The sequence below is a fragment of the Spartobacteria bacterium UBA695 genome, from assembly GCA_002298145.1.
GTDB lineage: Bacteria > Verrucomicrobiota > Verrucomicrobiia > Chthoniobacterales > Chthoniobacteraceae > UBA695.
Map to the genome: position 1 here is coordinate 111,542 of DBMP01000024.1, position 21,395 is coordinate 132,936.

The window sequence follows — 21,395 nt, forward strand, 5'->3', positions numbered from 1 at the left end:
TTACTCCGTCCCACTTCGTAGGACGGTGAGGGACCATGGGGGGATCGTTACCAGCGGCTGATTTGCAGCCGGGGTGACGATCGCCCGGGTCGCCGGGTGGCTGCGGGTGGCGTGGCTGGCTTTGCCCTCCATTTTCCATTCGTATTCCTTGGAGGAGAAGGTGAAGGTTTCGAACGGCGCGGCGAAGGGGGAGGGGGCCGAGGCGTTGTTTTGCACGAATTCAGCCGAGACGGCGTAGGCGCGCTTCGGGTCTTTGTTGATGAGCATGAGCGACCAGCGGCCGTCGGGGCGCTGGACGGGGTAGGCGGCGACCAGCGGGGCATTTTCCACTTTGGCGGGGAAAAGTTCATGCTTTCCGCCGTCGGCCTGCGCCCATTGGTGGGTGAGCAAATGCGCGGCATGGTAGGTGGCCGTGGGGGTGAGGCTCCCGTTTTCGCGGGCGAGGAGGATGGTGTTGTTGCCCCAGGCCTCGCCGCCCCAGTCGTTTTGCAGACCCTCGGGTTCGTAGCCATAGAGGAAGGAGGTGGCTCCGTTCATGGAGAGGAACAGGCAGGCGACCTCGGTGTTCATCAAGGCGCCGCCCAAGTCCAGTTCCGCCGGGTTGGCGTAGGCGGAGTAGCCGAACTCCGAAATGACGAGCGGGATCCCCGCCGGGGCGGAGGCGCGGATGAGGTTGATGGCGTTGCGAAGTAGCCCGCCGTGGCTGGCGACTTCCTCGCTAACGACGCGCATTCCTTCGTTGAAGGGATACCACTCGAAGGAGAGGAAACGGAAGTCTTCGAGCCGGTTGCGCTCTTTCAAGTAATCCACAAACGCCCGGGTCCAGAGGCCGCGGTGGAAGCCGGTGAGCGTTTCGGGTGCGTCGCCCTCGACGGTGACGAAACTGGGGCCGCCGAGGGTGGCTTTCGGGTCGATCTCGCGAATCCGGCTGGCGGTTTGCAGGTAGAGGGTGGCGAAGTCGGCGGGCTCGATGCGCTGGCCGTCGGGCTCTTCGCCCAACTCTACGCGGTTGTAGGCGATGCCGCGCGCTTTCAGGTAGGCGACGATGCCCGCGGCGTTCTCGGGCGTGTCGTAGAAAACCGGTACAGGGACCATGAGCGGCAGGCCGCGCATGAGGCCGGACTCAGCCACGAGGTCGAACCCGGGCTGCGTGACGCCCAGATCACGATCGCTTTCGCGGTGCCACGGGTCGGTGGAGGAGGCGTAAGTCACGGTCTGTTGCCGCGAGGGCTTGTGCGCGAGGGCGTCGTGAAAGACTCCCTTGGCGTCGACTTCGCCCGCTTCGATTTCCCGGATGGCGTACCCCAGGTGGTCCCGCTCGTCGGTTGAGGTCGGGTCGAGCGCGGTGCGGGAGCTTTCCAGGAGCCGGATGCGAAGGTGCCGGGCTTTGACGGATTTTTCGCCCAGTCGGAGGAGCGCGTCGCCGCCGGTGCCGCCGGTGAGGGTCCCGTGCTCGAAGCGCGTCCACTGGCCGGGGAGGGGCATGCCGAAATAGGGCTCGTCGCCGAGGTTGCCGTACTCGACCTCGAAACGCGTGGCATACGGCGCGGCCCAATGGATGCGGATGGCGTTGATGGCGACGGCTTTGGGAAAATGCACCGCCACCCATTGCGGATGCGAAGCGGCCGGGTCGTGGGTGAATTTCTCATCCAGGTACGGGTTGCTTTTCCAGAAGGTGCGCAAATCGCCGTCGTCGAGCATCGACCAGCCGTCGTTGTTGGCCTCATCCAGCGTGTCGCCGCGCCGGGGGAGGCGGTAGCCGTAGCAGAGGCGGATCGGCTCTTCGGAGGTGGTGTCGGAGGTCCAGTAGCCTTGCCGGTGCTCGGGATCGCTCCAGCGGCCCTTGGGGTTCCAATGCCAGGCCTCGATGGCCAGCTCGGTGCGCAGCCGGTAGGAGAGCGGGTGCAGCCCGACGGCGAGCATTTCCTTCAAGACGGCCGGTTTGTAGGTGGCCTCGGTGTCGGCTTGGTTGTGGCCGTCGACTCCCGCGCCGAGCGCCTCGCGCGGATCAAAAACGGCCTCGGGGCGGTCGAGATTGACGGAAAGGTGGAGGGGTTCCGCAGCCTGCAAGCCGCCCAACAAAAAAAAGCCGGCCACGATCGGCCGGCTCCAAAAACGGACGCAACAATTCATGGAATGCCCCGATGAGACGCGGCTCCGGCGAATCGTGCAAGAAGAATCGGTGTTCTTCCTTTAGCGGAGGCGAGGTCTAGATGAGCCCGAGCTTCATCTTGCCCGCTTCGCTGATCATCGACTGATCCCATGGCGGGTCCCAAACCAAGTCCACAATGGCTTCCTCAATTCCGGCGATGCTCTCGACGCGCATCCGCGCTTCCGCCGCGATGGTCGGGCCCATGCCGCAGCCGGGGGCCGTGAGGGTCATTTTGACGGATACCTTGGTTTTGCCATTCTCCTGGCGTTCGAGCTGGCAATCGTAAATCAAGCCCAGATCGACGATATTGACCGGGATTTCCGGATCATAGCAGGTCTTCAACTGCTCCCAGACCGCCGCTTCGTCGACTTCCGCCACGGGTTCCCCGGCGGCTGCCTTGGTGGGGACCTCCTGGCCGATGGCGTCGGCGTTGTTGTCGGTGATTCGGTAAAGGTAGCCTGTTTCTGTCGAGACGGTGTAGCTGCCGCCCAGGGACTGGGTGACGGTTACGCGCGTCCCGGCCGGGAGGGTGGTCTTGGTCCCCTGGGGGATCTGGATCGCCTCACAGTCACGCGTCAGTTCAATTTCGTCGTCGTGCATCTTCCCACAAAATGGAGCAGATGAGTCTCAAGAGCAACCCCCAATTGAGACTGATGGCGGAAACTGGGCGGGAAGTTCCCGAGTTCAACTCGGGAACGCGAGGCAACGAGGGGTCGAGGCGGCGCGCGTAAGCCGACGCTATCGCGCGGTAGCGCGTACCGGGTCCAGCGTCACGCTGGCTTACTCCAGCGACTCTTGCACCTGTTCGGGGCTCAGGACGGTCGGGATGTTGTCGATGCGGGTGACGTAGCCGGAGGCATCGCGCGTCTCTTCCTTGCGGCAGTGGATGATCGTGCGGGCGTACGGGGCCATGACGCCCAGGCGGTCCACGGGGAAGGCCATGACGAGCTGGAGCTGGAAGTTGCGCGCCAGGGTGAGGCAGTCCTCGACGCCGTCGCCGGAGAGCTTGGAGAACGCTTCGTCCATGATGACGAGGCCCAGGTTCTGCCGGTACTGGCCGCCGCCGAGATCGTAGACGCGGTGGAAGGCGGCCAGCATGGAGAGGAAGAAGGGGGCTTGGTTTTCGCCGCCGGAGAGCTTGTGGCCGTGCCGCCCGAGCGAGATCGCGGGGGCGTCGGGCCGGTTCGCCGGGATCATGTGAAGGTCGTAACGGTGATACTGGCGGTGATCCAGGAGCTGGCGGCTGCGTTCGTCGAGCTCCGTCGCGGATTTCTCCACGGCGGCCATCAGCTCGGTTTTGGCGCGCTCGATTTCGTCGGTCTTGATGTTGCCCATCAGCTCGTCGCCGGGGTTGAAGCCGGTGTCGATCAAGTGCCATATCGCCGCGAACGCGCTGTCGCGGCTCTGCTCGATCTGGTAGCGGTATTTGCCGATGGGGCGGTCGAGGTATTGGCGCAGTTGCCGGATGGTGGCCTGGGCTTTTTGCAGGTTCTCGGCGAGCTTGTCGATGACTTGCGTTTGCAGGCGGCTCTCCCATTCGCGGCGGCGTTCGTCGGCCATGGCGCGGTATTTGGGGAGTTCGGTCTGCTCCAGGAGGTCGAGCCGGGCGTCCCAGAGGGCGTTGGAGGGGTCCTCGTCGTCGCAGTCGGCGCGGTATTGCGGATGGGCGGGAAGGCCGTTGGCGTCGGCGGCGTTGGCCAGCGCGCGGCGTTCGGTGTTGCGGGCGTGGCGGTGGTTGGAGACTTCCACTCCGGCAACGGCGGTGCGGCGCTGGGCGGTCTCGGCGCGTTCTTTCCACGAGCCGCATTCCTTGAGCAGCGCAGCGAGGCGGCAGTCGAGGGCGTCGTTGGTGACTTCCAGCGGCAGCTCGGTGCGTTTCTCGACCAACATCCGCTCGGCGTTTTCAAAATCATCCGCCGCGGAGTCGATGGCGTCCTGGATGCGGGCGCGGCTGGTCTCAAAGGCCGTCTGCGACTCGCGCATGCCGCCGATGGATTCGATGGTGCGGTCGAGTTCGCTCTTGAGCTCGCGCAGACGGTCCAGGCGGGCCTCGCGCTCGGGGGTGGAGATGATCTCGATTTCGTTGGAAAGCTGCTGCAAGCGGGCTTCCATCTCGGGGAGCTGCCGGATCTCGTGGCTGCGGTCGGGGAGCCGGGGATCGCCCAGTTCCGCGCGGCGGCCTGCGTCGAGCCAGCGGCTGACCCGTTCGCGCAGGGCGTCGAGGGCTTCGCGCTGGGCGAGGAGCTCGCGCTGTTCGCGGAAGGCGGCTTCGCGCAGGCGCTTGAGGCCCTCCTGGCCGAGGGTGAACTCGAACCCGGGGATCTGTTTCAAGCGGCGGCGAATTGGCGCTTGTTTGAAAACGCCGTCGCGGGTGATGGCCCGGTCGTGGCCGTCCAACTCGCCCACGGTCTCCACTGCGGCGACACCCCCGAGGAGGTGCTTGGCGAACTGCGAGGCGATGGGGTCGCTTAACCGCACTTTGGTGGCAAGCGAACCGGGTTTGACGTTGGCGGAAAGCTCAAGCGCCTCGCGCGGGTGGACGAGCGACTCCGGCTCGCGTCCGGGCGGCGTCCGGCGCAGGACTTCGAGCGCTTTGCTGTAGTCCTGCGGGCTGACGATGACCGAAAAGCGGTTGCGGCCCAGGAACAGCTCCAGGGCGTCGCGCCAGCCGTCGTCCTCCACCTCGATCAGGCGGCAGAGCTGCTGCGGCGGGTTGTCGGAGGCGTCGAGAGCCGATTTGAGCGCGTTAAAGAGCGGGAAGCTGCCGGGGGTTTCCTTGCGGTCGAGCTTATCGAGGGACTGGGCGATCTCGCGCAAGCGGGCGGCGGCTGCGTTCGCGGCGTCCTCGGTGGGGCGCAGGAGGCGCTCGGTTTGGCGCACGATTTCGTTGAACGCCTCGGCCAGGCGGGGGAGGCTTTCGAGCGCGGCCTGTTCGTCCGGGCCCCGGAGGGTCTCCAGGAGCGATTCGTCGAGGGCCAGCGCGGCGGGGAGGCCTTCGAGCGGGAGTTCGACTCCGGCCTTGAGCCAGGCGCGCCAGGCTTCGGCGCGGTTTTTCAGGCGCTGGACGATGGCCCGCTGGGCTTCGTTGAGGAGGTTGATGGAGGAAAGAAGGCGGCGCTTTTCGTCGCGTAGGGTTTTGAGCTTCGAGGCGTCGGGATCATTTTGCGCCTCCAGCACGACGGCGTTGTACTGGGTTTCCAGCTCGGCCTTGCGCTTGGCCTCGGCTTCGAAGCGGGCGACGTCGGCGGCATTCTTTTCAAAGAGACGGGCGAGGTCAGCCTTGTGGCGCTCCAGGAGTTCGCGCGCCTGGGCGTGGTCCACGGCGTGGCGCAGGTGGCCCCAGATGGCTTCCTCGCGCGCGGCGGCGAGGCAGGCCTGGTGGGCGTCGGAGATCCGGCGCAGGAACCCGGCTTCCTCCTCCTGCCGGGCGAGGCGCTCCTGGGTTTCGCGATACGCGCTGACGGCGGTGCGCACTTCGCGCACGTCGATGGGGGCTGCTTCGAGGATGAATTCGCGGATGAATTTCTGGATATCCTGCTCGGGCTCGAACGCGAGCGCCTTGGGCATGGTTTTATTGAGCTGCTCGCGCTCGAAGTAGAGGTGCGCGGGGGTGGCCATCTCCGCCAAGTATTCGCGCTGGAGGCCAAAGAGGCAGTCGTGCCCATGTTCGCGCCGCACCCAGCGCTTGAAGTCCTCCTCGTCCCGCAGGCTGCCCTCGGGAGCCAGTTCGGGCCATTCGAGCCGGGCCGGGATGCCGAAGTAGGTCTGGCGCGGCTTGGAGGAGGCGCTTTCATACTGGATATGGACGCCCCACGTCTCGCGCGTCTCGGGCTTGCGGCCGTTGGCGGGCTTGGTGAACTCCAGGGCCGCGACGGTCACGCCGCTGGGGCGCGTGTAGTAGGATTCGCCGTTGCGCATGGTGTTGCTGTCGCACAGGCAGTAGCTCACCAGCGAGCGCCCTTTGCCCGCGCCCGCCGCCGCGCGGTTGGAGCGCCAGTGTTCGCCCAGCAGCACGTATTGCATCAGGTCGAGTAAGGCCGATTTGCCCGATCCGAACACGCCGGAGATCAGCATGTCATCCTGCACGTCGATGATCTGGCGGAAGCCATACCAGTTGATGGCGATGATGCGGGTGAGCGAGATGCGCTGGCTGGGCGAGGTGGGATTCATGCGGACAGAGAGAAAGGGAAGCTACGGCTTGGGAAGGTAGAAATCTTTGACGGCCCCGTTCTCCATTTCGAGGCGGCCGAGGTAAACCCGGCGGGAGAAAACGCGGTAGGCCTGGGTGGGGCTGTAATGGACTGGGTTTTTCCAGGTGACCAGGACCTGCCCCGAGTTGGATTCCATGCCCTTCTGATTTAGAATAATGCGATCGAACCCCGAGGCGCGCTGGATGCTGGCGATGCCCTCGGAGTCCTGGATCTGGACGGGATCGGTGTTGCGGGGGTTGAGTTCGATAATGGTCTCGTTGGCCGTGGCCGAGACGCGCTGTACGGAGCTATCGGCAAACGTCAGTTCGCTAGTTTTGTAGCCCCAGCGCAGCGAGGCCGCCGCGACGATGAGGGCCACCGGGATGACAATGATCAGAACGAGGATTTTGGTGTTCATTGGGTAGGTTGTTGAGTTTCTTCGAAGACTTCGGCGGCCTCCTCCGTTGTCTTGCCCTGGTTAAAGAGCGCGGCCTGTTCGTCCCACGCCTCTTGGTCTTCAAAGGGGATGACGCGCGGGAGCGTGGGGAGGATCTCCAGTTGCGAGTTGCCGAACTGCTCTTCGTCGCGCTGGTAGCGGATCAGTTTTTTGCGGCGGAGCTTGGAGAGGATGCGGTCGAGGTGGGTCGGCTGCGGCGGTTCGATGGACTCGAAGTAGAGGCGCAGGCGGGCGTCGAGCGTATTGGCATCCAGTACGACGGATTGCGAGGGCCGGGCCATGCGCTCTTCGTCGTAGATGCGCCAGAGGGCCAGGACGATGAGGGTCTCGTCTTTGGTAAAGCTGGCTGTCAGCGCGCATTCGCCGGAGACCGGGCGGGCCTGGAAGATGGGCTTATCGGGATCGTGGATGAGCTCCAGGTCGAGCACGGAGAGGAATTCGCCCAGCTCCCGGGGGTACTCGCGGGCGATGAGGTAGAGCTCGCGGGCGCGCCCCTCCTCGCCCAGCAGGACGCCGGTGGTGAGCAGTTCGGCGAGGATGGCTTTGAGCGCGGGGCGATCCTCCTCGCGGATCGTCTCCCAGAAGGTGGGCCAGGGTAGGGTCATGCGGTGCGTTCGATGGAAAAGCGTTCAATGCGGTGGCCGGACTGGACATCGCGGGGAAGGGATTCGGGCTCCAGCCCGGCGTCGCCCGAGCGGGCCTGGCGGATGCGCCATTGCAGGCCTTTGCCGCGCCGATCGCCGGTGCCGTGGGCGCGCTCGAAGGCGAGGACGGCGAGGAGATCGAAGAGGTCGTCTTCGGTGCGAAGGCGGAAGTCGGCGGTGGAAACGGATGCCCCCTTTTCGGGAAGGAGATCCTCGATGAGCCGGGCGGCGCGCTGAGGCGTGATGGCGTAGAGATTGCGCTGGCGGATCTGGTCCTGGGCCAGCTCGGCATCGGCCTCCCCGGGCATGCCGGAAAGGGCCAAGTCCACCGGGAGTCGGGCTTTGCGCGGGCGGGATAGGGCATCGCGGCCAAAGGTGATCTCGGTGCCGGGAACCCGCAGCGTCATGCCGGGGCGCGAGGCGAGGTCGGAGAATTTCAGGCCGGAGTGGGCGGCGTTGGCGGCCATCATGTACGTCTTAACTTGCTCCGGACGGCGGCCGCGCAGCTCGGTCTGGTAGCGGTAGCGTTCGGCGGAGAGGCGGGCGAAATCGGCGATGCGGCCGTCGATGATCTGGGCCCGGGCGCTGATCGAGCCCAGGCTGCGCTCCAGGAGCCCGAGCATCCGTTCCGCCAGGGCGTAGGCTTCTGTGGAGTCGATTTTCCCCTGCCGGTGCTCCTCCAGGCCGGTGGCGAGGCGTTCGCGGGCGGTCGAATCTCCCAGCGCTTCCTGGACTACGGCGCGGGCGAGGTTCAGCCTGGCGCCGAGGCCCCCCTGCTGGAGCACGTCGTAGCAGACCATGTGCTCGCCTTCGTAAAACTCGGTGTAGAAGACCCGCAGCGTCGATTCCGCGGACGGGCTGATGCGCTGGCGTTCCTCAAAGCCCATGATGAGCTTTTCCACGGCGTGGAGCTGGTCGATGGCGCGGCCCACGCGGTCGGAGAGCTCTTTTACGGTCTGGCGCATCTCCTCAGGGGAGAGCCGGGCTGGGTCGAGCGCCCCTTCGGCGAGGAGCGTTTTGCAAATGGAGCGCAGGGTGGCGGCGAAGTCTTTCAATTCCGCCGCGTCGTCGGTGGCGGCCAGTTCGCGCAGGAGTCGCAGGAGCGGGCGCAGTTCGGGGGAGATGAGCACCCAGTGTTCGTCGAGGCTGACCCGGCGTTCGGTGACCCAGCGGGCTTCGGTCAGGCGGGAGAAGAGGGTTCCGGCGCGCTGGCGCAGGTCGGTGATCTGCGCCCCCTCGTCCTCGGCGAGCTGGACGTTGGGATGCTCGCTCAAGACTTCGCGGATGAGCACCAGGGCGTCGCCATGGCTGAGCTGGCCGCTCTCGTCGGCACTCTGCTCCAGCTTATCCGCGCAATCGATATACACGGGGGCCGAAGGGCGGGCCAGGGGCCGGAAAAACCCTTCGCTGACCGACCTCGAAAGCCGTTCGCTGAGTAAATGCATCTCCATGTGGGGCGCTGAAAGTGCCACTGCTCGGCGCGGGAATCAACGTTCGATTTTACTCCCGGCCACTCCACCCTAGTCGATCTGCCAGTGAAGCCCTTCGGAGGCGACGATTTTCCGGGCCACGGCGAAGTCGGCCCCATCGGGAAGGCAGAGCGTGGCCGTGGCGAGGGAGGCGAGCGCCGGATCAGCAAAGACCCGGTCGGCCAGGATGAGGAAGTCGCGCAAGAGGAGGTCGCCATAGCCGGTGGCTAGCGCGCTAAAGGCCAGGTGAGTGTGGCCCAACTCCACGCACCGCTTGAGCGCGCGGCGCAGCACGTCCTCGACGACGGGGATGGTGGTGTTGTGCCAGAAGTCGGTGGGCACGGTGTGGAGGACCGTTTTGTACGGCATCTCCGGCGGCAGCCACTCGAAGATTTCACCTTGTTCACATGAGCGGCGTCCGGAACTTGTTAACAATTCATGGAGGCCGGTCTGCACCGCCGGGCCGTAGCGGTCCACGAGCGCCGCGCCGACGCCGCCGGAGCATTGGAGGTGGACGTTGCTGGAGTAGATGAGGGCCTCCGCGGGCTGGTCGAGCAGATTGATTTTCCGGAGGCGGTGGATGGGGGCCATGGGGGGCGATTGTGCCCCTGGCGGCGCGGAAAATCGAGCGGATTTCCCAGGCCCGGCTCCGGACGCGAAAATTCCCGTGTGAATTACTCTATAACTCACACGGGAACTTGCGCTTGCGAACGTTTTTACGGCTTTTTAGTTTCCGTAGTTTGCGCCTCTGGGGACGGGGACGGGGCCGCCTTGCTGCTGTCCAGGGTGAACCCCCAGCGTGCTTCCACTCGCTTGCCGTTGGCCTTGCCGGTGACGAAGACCGTGTAGCGGTTATCGGCCAGCTTGCGGGTGGGCTGGAAGGTGAAGGTCTTGGTGGCTTTATCAAACTTGGCGTTGACGGCGCCGAGGCTGCTCACCCGCATGGAGAGGGTGGCCGGATCGATGTTGCCAAACTCGCCAAGGTTGGCCTGGATGAGCGGTTTGGACTCGGAAATGGTCGAGTTATCCACCGGCTGGGTGGCCAGGGTGTGCGGGGCGAATTCCGCGACTGGTTCCGCGGCCGACCGGGAGATTCCCGAGCCGAAATTCACCGCGCTGGCGAAGATTTGCGGCTTGTTGGCCTCGATCATGTAACGCCCGAGGGCCTCGTTGCGCGAGCTATGGCCGAGCTTCTGCCCGTAGACGGTGAAAATGGCGTCGTAGCCCGCTTTTTTGGCCATGTCCTGCACATGCACGTTGTAGAAGCCGAAGGGGACGGCCAGGGCCTCGACTTTGACGCCGAGACGTTGCTCGATGATCTGCTTGGAGCCGTTAAGCTCGTTCCAGAGCCAGGCTTCGTACTCGGGCGTGGAGATTCCCCCCTTCTTGGTGGGGCCGCGAAGATCCTTGTGCGATACGGTGTGACCGCCGATGTCGGCTCCGGCGTCACGCATTTCGGCGATCTGCTCCCAGGAGATCGACTGGCCGCCTGATTTCGGGCCGCCGCGCACGTAATCCGTGTAGACGAAGAGGGTGAAGGGATAGCCGAACTTCTGGAGAATGGGCCAGGCGTTTTCGTATTGCGACTTCCAGCCGTCATCCAGGGTGATCACGGCGCTGCGGGCGGGAATATCCTTTTCGCCCCGTTTCCAGGCCAGCAGGTCGTGCATGGGAATGACGGTGATGCCCTGGTCTTTGAGTTGCTGCATTTGTGCCTCGAAATCCGCCTTGCTGATCTCAGTGCCGGGGGCCTTCACTTGGTCCACTACGCGGTGATAGCCGAGCACGATGACCTGGGCGCTGCGGTTGATGGGCGCGGGTGTGGCGCTCGGTGCAGGCGAGGGGGCCTCGGCAGCTTTTTCGGCGACCGCGGGCGGCGATTTACTGCCTGCCCCCGCAGCCTGGGGCGTTTTTTTGCACCCAGCCCCTAACCCCACGATTCCCAACGCAAGCACGATGACGGCGGCGACATTTCGCATAATACGGTTCTCCTCTGGAAGCGGGTTCGGAGATCGCCCGGGGAATGCGCGGGTTCCGGGGGGGCTTTGCAGGTGGGTGCGGAATCCCGTAGAAAAATCCTGGGAATTGAGGATAATGCCTTTTCCCATGATCGCCTACTACATCGACCACTTCAGCCCTTTCATTTTTGAGTTCGGGAATGGCATCGGGCTGCGCTGGTACGGTACGGCCTATGTCGCCGCGTTCCTGCTTGGCTTCTGGATGCTGCGCTGGTTTTCCCGGGCGGGCTACTCGGAGCTGGCCGAGGATAAGGTGGGGGATTTCATCGCGGCCACGGCGCTCTGGGGGGTGCTGCTCGGCGGGCGGCTCGGCTACGCGCTCTTTTACGATCTGCCGAATATTCTCCATGATCCGCTGCAGTTCTTCCGCGTCTGGGAGGGCGGGATGGCCAGCCATGGCGGGATTCTCGGGATCGCGATTTTCACCTACTGGTACGCCCGCAAACACAAAATCTCCTGGATGGGCCTGGGCGACAATCTCGTGGTGGCTGCGCCGCTGGGGATTTTCTTTGGCCGGTGCGCCAATTTCGTGAACGGCGAGCTCTTCGGACGCCCGGCGACGGTCCCCTGGGCCATGCAGTTCCCGAAGGAGATTTACTCGGATTCCTCGCTGGCGCAGCGGGCGATCGATGCCTGCTCGCAGCTCGACCCGGTGCTGAGCACCCGGGAGGCCATCGTGGCTGCCTCACAGACCAGCGAGCCGGTCCGCGCCGCGCTGGCCGAGATCCTGACGCCGCGCCATCCCTCGCAGCTTTACGAGGCGGGGATGGAGGGGCTGCTTCTTTTCGTTCTGCTCTGGCTCTTGCGCACCAAGACGCGGGTGGCCGAGGGGGTGACGACCGGGGCGTTTTTCATTCTCTATGCCGTCGTGCGCATCGTGGGCGAGCAGTTCCGCGAGCCGGATGAAGGCATCGCTTTTACGCTGGGGCTGACGCGTGGGCAGTTCCTCTCGCTCTTCATGATCCTCTTCGGCGCGGTGCTGGTGGGAATATCTGTTCGCCGCAACCACCCGTCGGTGAGGCCCTCCCCGGCGGCTACCCCGGTTGCAGGTAAGCAATCGTAAAACCGGCCTGCCTGACGGCGTTGACGATCTCCTCGGGGGTGATTCCCTTGGGGTTGTAGATGAGGTGGACTCCGTTTCGGGTGATCCGGGCGGTGTGGACGCCGTTCATATTCTGCAATATGGATTGCAGCCGCTCTTCCTCGGCGGCTTCGCTGAGGTCGATGGTTTCAAGCTCCAGCTCTTTGAATTCAGACATCTTATTCATTGTTTCGGCTTGCCATGTGCCTGCGGATGGAGCACTTCGATGGACATGAAAGCTCCCCGTCGCCCCCTGACTCCGTATGCCGAGAAACTCTCCGCGGCCCTGGCCGAGGTGCGAGCCGTTTACGAGGAGCTGGCCCGGCGGCCGGTGGTGCGCCAATGCACGCGCCAGACGCTCTGCTGCCAGTTCAAGCTCAACGGGCTCACGCCCTACCTTACGCGGGGCGAGGCGCTCGTGGCTGCGAGAGGGGTAAGGGCGGCGGGAAGGAAGGCGCTCCCGGAACGGGCCGACGGGGCCTGCCCGCTGCTGCATCCGCAAACCGGGCGCTGCATGATCTACGCGGACCGGCCTTTTGGCTGCCGCACGCACTTTTGCCCCGCTGCCGGGGGGCCCTACGCGCGCGGCGAGGTGGTGGACCTCATTCGCCGCCTGGAACAGGTGGACGCCAGCCTCGGCGGGAACGGGGGCCGGATGCTCCCCGGGGCGGTCGCGGCGGCGCTGGAGGAGATGAAATAAAAAATCCGGTGTCTGAGTTTGCAGACACCGGATTTATAAGCTGCTTGGAAGGAGCTGATTAAGCCAGGCGGTCTTCCAGCGTTTCGCGCAGGCGCATGTAGAGGGCCGGGTTGCGAAGTGCGAGGATTTCCAGCGCGGCCAGGGCGGCGTTGGACGGTTCGATGACCGTCGTGACGGGCACGTTGGATGGAGTGCGCAGGGAGGACCAGACGTCTTCGGGGAATTCCTTGAAGTTGGCCGGGACGGTGATGACCGGGACCGTGGTAGCGGCCGAGAGCGTCGGGCCTGCGCCGTTGGAGCGGCCGATGTAGGCGATGATGACGGTTTCGGGTTTCTCCTGGACGGCTTGGTTGAGCTCGGCGATGGCGCGGATCGGTTCCTTGTGGATAGAGCGGGCGATTTTGACGCTCTCGATGAGGCCGCCGGAGAGTTTTGCGATGGCTTTTTCCACCGGGCTGACGTCGTCGTTGACGGAGCCCGACCAGATGATGATGCGCTGGGCGGGGACGCGGAAGTGGCTGGTGATGCCCGCCACGCGGGCGTAGTTGGCGGCCACGGCGTCGAGCGCGCCGCCGTCGCGGTAGACTTGCTTGTCGAGGTAGGCGCCGTCTTCGAGTACGCGCCAGGAGTCGTTGTCGATGACGTCGGCCAAGAGCAGCGTCCCCTCGGGGGTGAGGCCGAACTCGACTTTGCAATCCACCAAGCGGCCGCCTTCAAGCTGCCACGCTTTTTCCAGCGTCAGGAAGGCGCGCCGGGCGGTCTTGCTCATTTCGGCGAAGAATTTCGATTCGCCTTCGTGGGCGAAGACTTCCGCTTCCGGCAGGACCAGGAAGGGGGTCTGACCGGCGATCGGCTTGGAGGGCTGGAAGAGGCTGACGGTCCCGGCCTGGGCGTCGTGGCTCATGAAGGGGTCGTCGCAGGCGAGGTCGTGTGCTTTCCACTTGCGCTGGTTGGTCTTGAGGTAGAACTCGACCAGGAGGCGGGGGAAGAGGTGGCCTTTGACGAGGCCCGGGGTGCGCTTCAAGTAGGAGCCGTGAGCCTCGCGGCGGATGACGACTTCGTACGGGAGCATCTCGCACTTCGGAGCGGAAAAGGAGATGGGGCTGAGCTGTTCGTCGAAGCCGACGGGGATGCCCGCGGCTTTGAGCAGCCGGAAGTTGTTGCAGGTCGTCAGAGTGGCCATGGCGGCCTTGCCGGAGAGGAGGTCGTGCTTGGCCCCATCGCCCGCGGTGATGTCGTCTTTGGAAACGATGATGACCTGGTTGGGGTTGGTCGGTGACTGGCCAATGACTTTCGTTTTGCCTTCGGCGAGGATCACGCCATCAAAGAGAGGTTGCATAGTTGGGCTAAATATATAGGGGCCCGTGGGTAAAAACGTCAATCATAGGTCTGCCGCATTGACTTGAAGGGGTGCGATTTTCTACAAAGAGGGTCGATGTCAACAGATCCGCGGGAACAGGCGTTGCAAACGGCTTACCAGATCGTTTCGGAGCATTTTCCGAATGTCGTAATGGTGGCCGAGGCTCAATTCACCAATGCCGAGGGGCAGGCTCAATTTGCGCAGCTGCTGCGCTGGTATGGCTGTTCGACGACGGCGACGGGCCTGATGGTCTATGCGTCGGATCTGCTTTGCCACACGTTTGGAGACCGCCCGCCAAAGCCGCAAACCCCGGCCAACACGGCCGCGATCTCGCCGCAGCAGGAGGATGCGCTGAAACGGGCGCTGGAGATCCTCGGCGCGCAGTTTATTTGCGCGATTGTGGTGGCCCAGGGGGAACCGGAGCTGGCGGGCAAGGGGGAGCGGAGCTTGAAGGTGATCCGCTGCAATGGCGCGCCGACGATGGTGGCGGGGCTTTCGCAGTTCGCGGCCAATGCGTTTCGGCGCATGGCGGTGGAGTAGCGGGTAGCGGGGGAGGAAATTAGGCAATAGCTGGCAACGCGTTTGTCGTTACGATGGAAGCTGATCGCACGGTCTTTCGCGGGTCCTTTGTGCCCCAAGGGCCAGCATGAGAGGCTAATATTTTGTGCTATCCGCGCAATTGGGCATAACCGTGGATAGCGGCTCTCTCAAGGGCAAAAAAAAGACCGGAAGAACAGCTGGGCTCTTCCGGTCTTGTTAAGGTTTTTCTGCGGCTTATTTCTCCGCTTTGGCTTCCTCACTGGGGGCGGCGGGGGCGCTTGGGTGGAACCCCAGCTTGGTGCCCTCGGCGCTGACGGTGACGGTTTCGCCTGGCTTGATCTGCCCGCGAAGTAGTTCTTCGGCGAGCGGGTCTTCCAGGTAACGTTCGACGGCGCGGCGCATCGGGCGGGCCCCGTAGGACGGGTCGTAGCCCTTCTCGATCAGGAACTCCTGGGCGCTCGCATCGAGGATCATGTCGATTTCCTTCGCTTTCAGGCGGGTCGTGACTTTGCTGACTTCGAGATCAACGATCTTGACGAGGTCTGGCTTGGTGAGCGTGTGGAAGACAATCAGGTCGTCCAACCGGTTGATGAACTCCGGTTTGAAGACGCGCTTGGCTTCGGTCAGGATTTTATCCCGCATGACGTCGTAGCCCGCCGTTTCGGTCTCGGTGGGGGCGCCGAAGCCGAGCGTGGTCTGCTTCTTGATCAATTCGGCCCCGACGTTGGAGGTCATGATGATGATCGTGTTGCGGAAGTCGATCTTGCGGCCCAGGGAGTCGGTGACTTTGCCCTCTTCCAGGATCTGGAGGAGGAGGTGCATGACGTCCGGGTGCGCTTTTTCGACTTCGTCGAACAGGATCACCGAGTACGGGCGGCGGCGAACCGCTTCGGAAAGCTGACCGCCCTCCTCGTACCCGACGTAGCCGGGAGGCGAGCCGATGAGGCGCGAGGCGGTGAATTTCTCCATGTACTCGGACATGTCGATCTGGATGAGGGCGTCGCGGTCGCCGAACATGAATTCGGCGAGGCTGGAGGTCAGGAAGGTCTTGCCGACGCCGGTGGGTCCCAGGAAGATGAACGAGCCGATCGGGCGGCGCGGGTCTTTGAGGTCGGCACGGGAGCGCCGCAGGGCTTTGGAGATCGCGATGATGGCTTCGTCCTGGCCGATGACCCGTTTTTTGAGGTCGTCTTCCATGGCGAGTAGTTTCGCGGTCTCGGCCTGTTCCATGCGGTGGAGCGGGACGCCGGTGGTCTTGGATACGACGGAGAGAATGTCGTCTTCGGAGACGAGCACTTCCTTTTCCTCGCGGGCTTCGCGCCATTCGTTGAGGATGCGTTCGAGTTTCTCCTTGGTCTGCTTTTCGTTGTCGCGCAGGGAGGCCGCTTTTTCAAAGTCTTGGGCTTTGATGGCGGCTTCTTTCTGGCCGCGGATCTCTTCGATCTCGCCTTCGATGTGTTTGACGTCCGGGGGGCGGGTCATCGCGGCGATGCGGGCCCGGGCTCCGGCTTCGTCCATGACGTCGATGGCTTTGTCGGGCAGGAAGCGGCCGGTGATGTAGCGGTCGGAGAGCTTGGCGCAGAGTTCCAGGGCGTCGTCGGAGATTTTCGCGCGGTGATGCGCCTCGTATTTGGGACGCAGGCCTTTCAAGATTTCGATGGTGTCCTCGACGTTGGGCGCTTCGACTTTGACGGTCTGGAAGCGGCGTTCCAGGGCGGCGTCTTTTTCGATGTGCTTGCGGTATTCGTTGAGCGTGGTGGCGCCGATGCATTGCAGCTCGCCACGGCTGAGCGAGGGCTTGATGATGTTGGAGGCGTCCATGGCCCCTTCCGCCGAACCGGCCCCCACGATGGTGTGCAGCTCGTCGATGAAAAGGAGGATGTTCTTGCTCCGGCGAATCTCGTCCATGACGGCTTTGATGCGCTCTTCAAACTGGCCACGGTATTTGGTGCCCGCGACCATCAAGGCGAGGTCGAGGGTGACGACTTTTTTGTCGCGGAGAATCTCCGGGACGTTCCCGGCGGCGATTTCCTCGGCCAAGCCTTCGACGATGGCGGTTTTGCCGACACCGGCTTCGCCCAGCAGCACGGGGTTGTTCTTGGTGCGGCGGCAGAGGATCTGGATGACGCGCTCGATTTCGTTGCGGCGGCCGATGACGGGGTCGAGCTCGCCTTTGCGGGCCAGTTCGGTAAGGTCGCGGCCGAAGGCGCGCAGTGCGGGCGTTTTGACTTCGCCTTTGCGCGCGGCGGACTCGGCGGCACCCCCTCCGGCGCTGGAGGTGGGCGGCTCCTCTTCGATTTCCCCCTCCGGCGGGGTGAAGCTGGGATCGAGCTCTTTCAAAATTTCGTTACGGGTCTTCTCAATATCTACATCGAGATTCTTGAGCACGACGGCGGCAACGCCTTCGCCTTCGCGGAGCAGCCCCAGGAGGATGTGCTCGGTGCCGACGTAGGAGTGGTTGAGCGATTTGGCTTCTTTCCCGGCGAGCGCGAGGACTTTCTTCACGCGCGGGGTGTAGGGAATGTTCCCGACGATTTTCCCTTCGGGTCCGGGTTCGACCTGCTTGGCGACTTCGGCCCGCACGGCGTCCAGTTCGAGCCCCATTTTCTGGAGCACGTTGACGGCCACCCCTTGACCGAGCTTGATGAGCCCCAGGAGCAGATGCTCGGTGCCGACGTAATTGTGATTGAACTGCTCGGCTTCTTTACGGGCGAGAGCAAGCACTTGTTGGGCGCGTGGAGTAAAGTTATTCATTTTATTTCTTCGGTTGGTGGCCGCTTTAAAACGATCTTGCTCGTGTTCGGTGGAGGAAACGCTTTCAATTTTTCACGGATAATCTCCGCTCGCAATATATCACGTTCCTCCGGTGTGAGCTTCTGCTGGGAAGCGTTGCTTTGCAAGTGCGCAGGTTGCGTGATGATAAAAAGTTCGTCGATTTCTTTTTGCCGCTCGGGCGGGAAGAAACCGAGGTCGACGCCGAGCTTGAGGAATGAGAGGAGATTCAAGGCCTCTTTGGAGGTCATCGCGTAGGCGTGGGAGAGGATGCCGAAGCCGCGCCCGATGTTGTCCATGAGGGTTTCGGGCTTCTTTTGAAGCAGGACCTGGCGGGCGTTTTCTTCGTTCTCGATAATTTTTTCGATGACCTTGTTGAGCTCGGCAATGATTTCCTCCTCGGGCTCACCCAGTGTGATCTGGTTGGAGATCTGGAAAAGGTTGCCCATGGCTTCGGTGCCTTCGCCGTAGAGGCCGCGTACGGCGAGGCCGATTTTGTTGATGGCCTGGATGACTTGGTTGATCTGCTCGCTCAGGACGAGGCCGGGGAGGTGGATCATCGCCGAGGCGCGCATGCCGGTGCCGACGTTGGTGGGGCAGGCGGTGAGGTAGCCGAGCTGGGAGTGGAAGGCGTAGTCGAGCTTGGCCTCTAATGCGGTGTCGACTTTGTCGAGGGCTTTGAAGGCGCTGCGGAGCTGTAAGCCGGGCCGGAGGACCTGCATGCGGAGGTGGTCCTCTTCGTTGATCATGATGCTCAGGCTGGCCTTTTTGTTGACGACGACGGCGCTGCCTGCGCCCTTGGCGGCGTGTTCGCGGCTGATCAAGTGGCGCTCGACGAGGAGCTGCTTTTCGATGGGCGAGAGCTCTTGGAGGTAGGAGGAGTAGGCGTTCTCCATTTCGGGGAGCGCCTCGACCTCTGGCTTGATGAGCTCAAGGATCTGGAGCCGGTTGTTCTTTTTGGCCCAGCCGGGGAAGGGGTGGCCGCGCAGGTTGCGCGCCAGGCGGATGCGGCTGGATATGACGATTTCGTGGTGGGGTCCGTCTGGACGAACCCACTCGGCTCCGCTTGCAAATAGGCTGCTGAAGTTCACTTGGCTTTTTCCAGTTCCCGAAGTTGATCGCGCAGCTGGGCTGCGGCCTCGTAGTTTTCCTCGGAGACCGCTTTGTCCAGATCGGTTTTAAGCTGTTTGACACGGGCGCCGAATTCCATGCTGCGTTTGAGCCGGGCGGGGATTTTCCCCGTGTGCGTGGTGCGCCGGTGCATGGCTTTGAGGAGCCCGCCGAGGCCTTCGGCAAACGTGTCGTAGCAGACCGGGCAGCCGAGCCGCCCGGTTTTCTTGAAGTCCGCTTGCGAAAATCCACAGGCGGGGCAGCGCTGGACGGGCGCGCCTTGCTCGACCTCGGTTTCCGCGCCCAAGCCCGGCAGGAGGTCGATGAGGGCGAACGATAGCGGGTCCGTGACGCCTTTCTCTTTCGAGCAAGCTTCGCAGAGGTTGACCTTCTGCATCTTGCCGTCGATGATTTGCGTCAGGAATACGGTCGCCTGGTTGGTTTTGCAAACGTCGCAGACCATGGTGTTTTTTACCTACTTCCTCACTTAATAAATCGGCGCGCCGGAGGCTTGTGTCAACTCCCGGTAGTGGCCGCTGAGTTTTCCCGTGAGTGGGCCGGGTTTGCCGTCGCCGATGGGGCGTCCGTCGAGGTCCACCACGGGGATGATTTCGGCTGCTGTGCCGGTTAGGAAGAATTCGTCGGCGGTGTAGCAGTCGTAGCGGGTGAGCATGACTTCTTTCACTTCGATCCCGGCCTCTTGGGCCAGTTCGATGACGGTGTTGCGGGTGATGCCGCCGAGGGCTCCGGCGGAGATGGGCGGGGTGAAGAGGACGCCTTTTTTGATGAGAAAGACGTTGTCGCCGGTGGCTTCGGCCACGTAGCCCTGCTCGTTGAGCATGAGGCCTTCGCCTGCGTTGCCCGCTTCGATCTTGGCCAGGATGTTGTTAAGGTAGTTGAGGCTCTTGACAGCGGGGCTGAAGGCCGCCGGGGCGACGCGCCGGGTGGCGCAGGTGACGACTTTGAGGCCGTTGGTGTAGAGTTCCTCGGGGTAAAGCTTGATGCCGTCGGCGATGATGATGGTGGTGGGCCGGATACAGTTTTTCGGGTTCAGGCCGAGGTCGCCCACGCCGCGGGTGACGACGAGGCGGATGTAGCCGTCGCGGAGGTTGTTTTCGCGGCAGCTGGCGAGGGTGGCCTCGGTCATTTCGGCTTTGCTAAGCGGGATATCGAGCGCAATGGCCCGGGCGGAATCGTACAGGCGGTCGATGTGTTCTTCGAGGCGGAATACTCGGCCGTTGTAGAAGCGGATGCCTTCAAATATGCCGTCGCCGTAGAGAAGGCCGTGGTCGAAAACCGAGATTTTCGCGTCTTCTTTCGAATAAAACACTCCGTCGATGTAGATCTTGCTCATAAATTCAACTTCTGTCTGTCGCAACTGCACCTCTTCGCGTGGTTTACAGGCGGGCCGGGGAGCTCGTTTGCTGGTTGATGAGACCATCCACGATTTCCACTTTGCGGTCGCCGCGTTCGGCCAGCCGGGCGTCGTGCGTTACAACCAGTAATGTTTTCTGGTTTTCCCTGACCAAGGCAAGCAGCAAATCGACGATCGTTTCTCCAGTTTTCGAGTCGAGATTCCCTGTGGGTTCGTCGGCGAATAGGATGGTGGGGTCGTTGATGAGCGCCCGGGCGATGGCGACGCGCTGTTGTTCGCCGCCGGACATCTCGGCGGGAAGGTGGTTGCGACGTCCTCCCAGGCCGACGCGGTCGAGGGCGTTTTCGGCGGCTTGGCGGCTGGCGCATCCCCCGATCATGGTGGGCAGCATGACGTTCTCCAGGGCGGTCAACTCGGGCAGGAGGAAGTAGCCCTGGAAGACGAAGCCCATGCGCTCGTTGCGCAGCCGGGCGGCCTGGCGCTCGCTGGTTTTGTAGAGGTCGTGCCCTTCGAAATTGACGCTCCCGGAGTCCGGACGCTCCAGACCGGCCAGGGTATAGAGCAGGGTGGTCTTGCCCGCGCCGGAGGCTCCGATGAGGAAAATCGACTCGCCCCGGCGCACGTTGAGGGAAATTCCCCGCAGTACGTCGATCTGCCGGGGGCCAATCTTGAAGGAACGGCGCAGGTCGCAGGCCGCAAGGTGGATGTCGGGATCTGTCATGGAATTTTGGAGAACGTTAGCGGGGTTTCCGCGGGTTGGCCAGAGATCAATTCGGTGGACAGAGGGGGGAAAAATTGCCTGGGGGGTACCTCGTGCCCGAGGGGGCTCGGGCACTCGACGGAGCCGCGGCGGTTGAGCTGCGGCCTGGGGGGGGCTGCAAGAGTTGCCCTCAGAGGCTGGCTACAGGGGGGCTGGGGAGTGCGCCTGGCGCTTAGTGCCCCTTCAGGTTGGTGAGGAGCCAGGTGATGGTCTCGCCCAGGTCGGCCATGTTGCGGAGCGCTTCTTCGTCGCCCTCGACTTCGCCTTTCTCCCGGCCGACGCCGAAGTTCCAGTAGATGGAGCCCGGAACGATCATCTGGTTCATCAAAAAGAGGTGGTTGATGGCGTCAAAGACGTTGTTGGCCCCGCCCCGGCGGTTGACGGCGACGGCGGCGCCGACTTTCCGCTTAAAGAGCCCGCCGTTGGCCAGGGCGACGTAGCCCGCCCGGTCGATGAGGGCTTTCATTTCGGCGGTGACGTTGGCGAAGTAGGTCGGCGAGCCGAGGATGATGGCGTCGGCGGCGAGCATTTTGGTGATGACTTCGTTGGCGATGTCGCTGTTGTTCGAACAGAGCCGGTTCTGTTTTTCCCGGCACTGGCCGCAGGCGACGCAGCCCCGGACGGGGTGGCCGCCGATTTGCACGAGTTCGGTCTCGATCCCGGCTTTGGCGATCGGTTCGAGGACGCGCTTGAGCAGGATCTCTGTGTTGCCGCCCTTGCGGGGGCTTCCGTTAATGGCGATGGCTTTCATGTGTGTTGCTTTGAGG

At 63.4% G+C, this 21,395-nt stretch carries 19 protein-coding genes; 3 read left to right on the forward strand and 16 right to left on the reverse strand.

The window, feature by feature from the left end; genetic code table 11:
* The 8 genes from B2828_RS13900 to B2828_RS13935 all read right to left on the reverse strand — a co-directional run bounded on the left by B2828_RS13900 (window position 1) and on the right by B2828_RS13935 (window position 10,891).
* The gene (locus B2828_RS13900; protein WP_479634364.1) at window positions 1-2,097 is read right to left on the reverse strand and encodes a discoidin domain-containing protein; all 2,097 of its coding nucleotides are present in this window, start codon (window positions 2,095-2,097) and stop codon (window positions 1-3) included.
* A gap of 112 nt (window positions 2,098-2,209) precedes the next feature.
* On the reverse strand, window positions 2,210-2,752 hold the full coding sequence (gene sufT / locus B2828_RS13905) for a putative Fe-S cluster assembly protein SufT (protein WP_479634365.1): 543 nt from the start codon (window positions 2,750-2,752) through the stop codon (window positions 2,210-2,212).
* Window positions 2,753-2,932: 180 nt separating this feature from the next.
* Window positions 2,933-6,322, reverse strand: coding sequence for an SbcC/MukB-like Walker B domain-containing protein (locus tag B2828_RS13910; protein ID WP_479634366.1), 3,390 nt, complete (start codon window positions 6,320-6,322; stop codon window positions 2,933-2,935).
* A 21-nt stretch (window positions 6,323-6,343) separates the two neighbouring features.
* Window positions 6,344-6,760: a hypothetical protein gene (locus B2828_RS13915; protein ID WP_479634367.1), complete on the reverse strand. Its 417-nt coding sequence runs from the start codon at window positions 6,758-6,760 to the stop codon at window positions 6,344-6,346.
* Entirely contained in the window at window positions 6,757-7,404 is a 648-nt protein-coding gene (locus B2828_RS13920) for a DUF4194 domain-containing protein (RefSeq protein ID WP_479634368.1), read from the reverse strand. The genes B2828_RS13915 and B2828_RS13920 overlap by 4 nt, the downstream gene beginning before the upstream one ends.
* A complete protein-coding gene (locus B2828_RS13925) occupies window positions 7,401-8,888 on the reverse strand; it encodes a Wadjet anti-phage system protein JetA family protein (RefSeq protein ID WP_479634369.1) in 1,488 nt (495 codons plus the stop codon). Before B2828_RS13925 ends, B2828_RS13920 begins: the two co-directional genes overlap by 4 nt.
* A gap of 75 nt (window positions 8,889-8,963) precedes the next feature.
* On the reverse strand, window positions 8,964-9,503 hold the full coding sequence (locus B2828_RS13930) for a macro domain-containing protein (protein WP_479634370.1): 540 nt from the start codon (window positions 9,501-9,503) through the stop codon (window positions 8,964-8,966).
* 125 nt (window positions 9,504-9,628) lie between these two features.
* Complete coding sequence (locus B2828_RS13935; protein ID WP_479634371.1) at window positions 9,629-10,891, reverse strand: polysaccharide deacetylase family protein; 1,263 nt, start codon at window positions 10,889-10,891, stop codon at window positions 9,629-9,631.
* Between the two features lie 115 nt (window positions 10,892-11,006).
* Here B2828_RS13935 and lgt point away from each other — a divergent pair, with 115 nt between their 5' ends.
* Window positions 11,007-11,993 (forward strand): prolipoprotein diacylglyceryl transferase, encoded by a 987-nt coding sequence (lgt, locus tag B2828_RS13940; RefSeq protein ID WP_479634372.1) that lies wholly within the window; start codon window positions 11,007-11,009, stop codon window positions 11,991-11,993.
* On the opposite strand, the gene B2828_RS13945 is transcribed toward lgt, so the two are convergent.
* Window positions 11,965-12,189 carry a hypothetical protein gene (locus B2828_RS13945; protein ID WP_479634373.1) on the reverse strand — a complete coding sequence of 75 codons (225 nt, stop codon included), beginning with the start codon at window positions 12,187-12,189 and terminating at the stop codon, window positions 11,965-11,967. The two genes, lgt and B2828_RS13945, sit on opposite strands and share 29 nt — an antisense overlap.
* Window positions 12,190-12,243: 54 nt before the next feature.
* On the opposite strand from B2828_RS13945, the gene B2828_RS13950 reads away from it, so the two are divergent.
* Window positions 12,244-12,711 (forward strand): YkgJ family cysteine cluster protein, encoded by a 468-nt coding sequence (locus tag B2828_RS13950; protein WP_479634374.1) that lies wholly within the window; start codon window positions 12,244-12,246, stop codon window positions 12,709-12,711.
* A gap of 58 nt (window positions 12,712-12,769) precedes the next feature.
* Here the strand turns inward: B2828_RS13950 and B2828_RS13955 are convergent, their stop codons facing one another.
* On the reverse strand, window positions 12,770-14,050 hold the full coding sequence (locus tag B2828_RS13955; RefSeq protein ID WP_479634375.1) for a phosphoribosylaminoimidazolesuccinocarboxamide synthase: 1,281 nt from the start codon (window positions 14,048-14,050) through the stop codon (window positions 12,770-12,772).
* Between the two features lie 96 nt (window positions 14,051-14,146).
* Here B2828_RS13955 and B2828_RS13960 point away from each other — a divergent pair, with 96 nt between their 5' ends.
* Window positions 14,147-14,611, forward strand: coding sequence for a hypothetical protein (locus tag B2828_RS13960; protein WP_479634376.1), 465 nt, complete (start codon window positions 14,147-14,149; stop codon window positions 14,609-14,611).
* 234 nt (window positions 14,612-14,845) lie between these two features.
* Here B2828_RS13960 and B2828_RS13965 read toward each other — a convergent pair whose 3' ends face one another.
* The 6 genes from B2828_RS13965 to B2828_RS13990 form a co-directional block, all read right to left on the reverse strand.
* On the reverse strand, window positions 14,846-17,365 hold the full coding sequence (locus B2828_RS13965) for an ATP-dependent Clp protease ATP-binding subunit (protein WP_479634377.1): 2,520 nt from the start codon (window positions 17,363-17,365) through the stop codon (window positions 14,846-14,848).
* Window positions 17,362-18,474, reverse strand: coding sequence for a protein arginine kinase (locus tag B2828_RS13970; RefSeq protein WP_479634378.1), 1,113 nt, complete (start codon window positions 18,472-18,474; stop codon window positions 17,362-17,364). Before B2828_RS13970 ends, B2828_RS13965 begins: the two co-directional genes overlap by 4 nt.
* Window positions 18,471-18,956, reverse strand: coding sequence for a UvrB/UvrC motif-containing protein (locus B2828_RS13975; RefSeq protein WP_479634379.1), 486 nt, complete (start codon window positions 18,954-18,956; stop codon window positions 18,471-18,473). The genes B2828_RS13970 and B2828_RS13975 overlap by 4 nt, the downstream gene beginning before the upstream one ends.
* Window positions 18,957-18,980: 24 nt before the next feature.
* Window positions 18,981-19,847, reverse strand: coding sequence for a branched-chain-amino-acid transaminase (gene ilvE, locus B2828_RS13980; RefSeq protein ID WP_479634380.1), 867 nt, complete (start codon window positions 19,845-19,847; stop codon window positions 18,981-18,983).
* A 43-nt stretch (window positions 19,848-19,890) separates the two neighbouring features.
* On the reverse strand, window positions 19,891-20,589 hold the full coding sequence (locus B2828_RS13985; protein ID WP_479634381.1) for an ABC transporter ATP-binding protein: 699 nt from the start codon (window positions 20,587-20,589) through the stop codon (window positions 19,891-19,893).
* A gap of 211 nt (window positions 20,590-20,800) precedes the next feature.
* Window positions 20,801-21,379, reverse strand: coding sequence for a flavodoxin family protein (locus B2828_RS13990; protein WP_479634382.1), 579 nt, complete (start codon window positions 21,377-21,379; stop codon window positions 20,801-20,803).
* Between the last annotated feature and the right edge of the window lie 16 nt (window positions 21,380-21,395).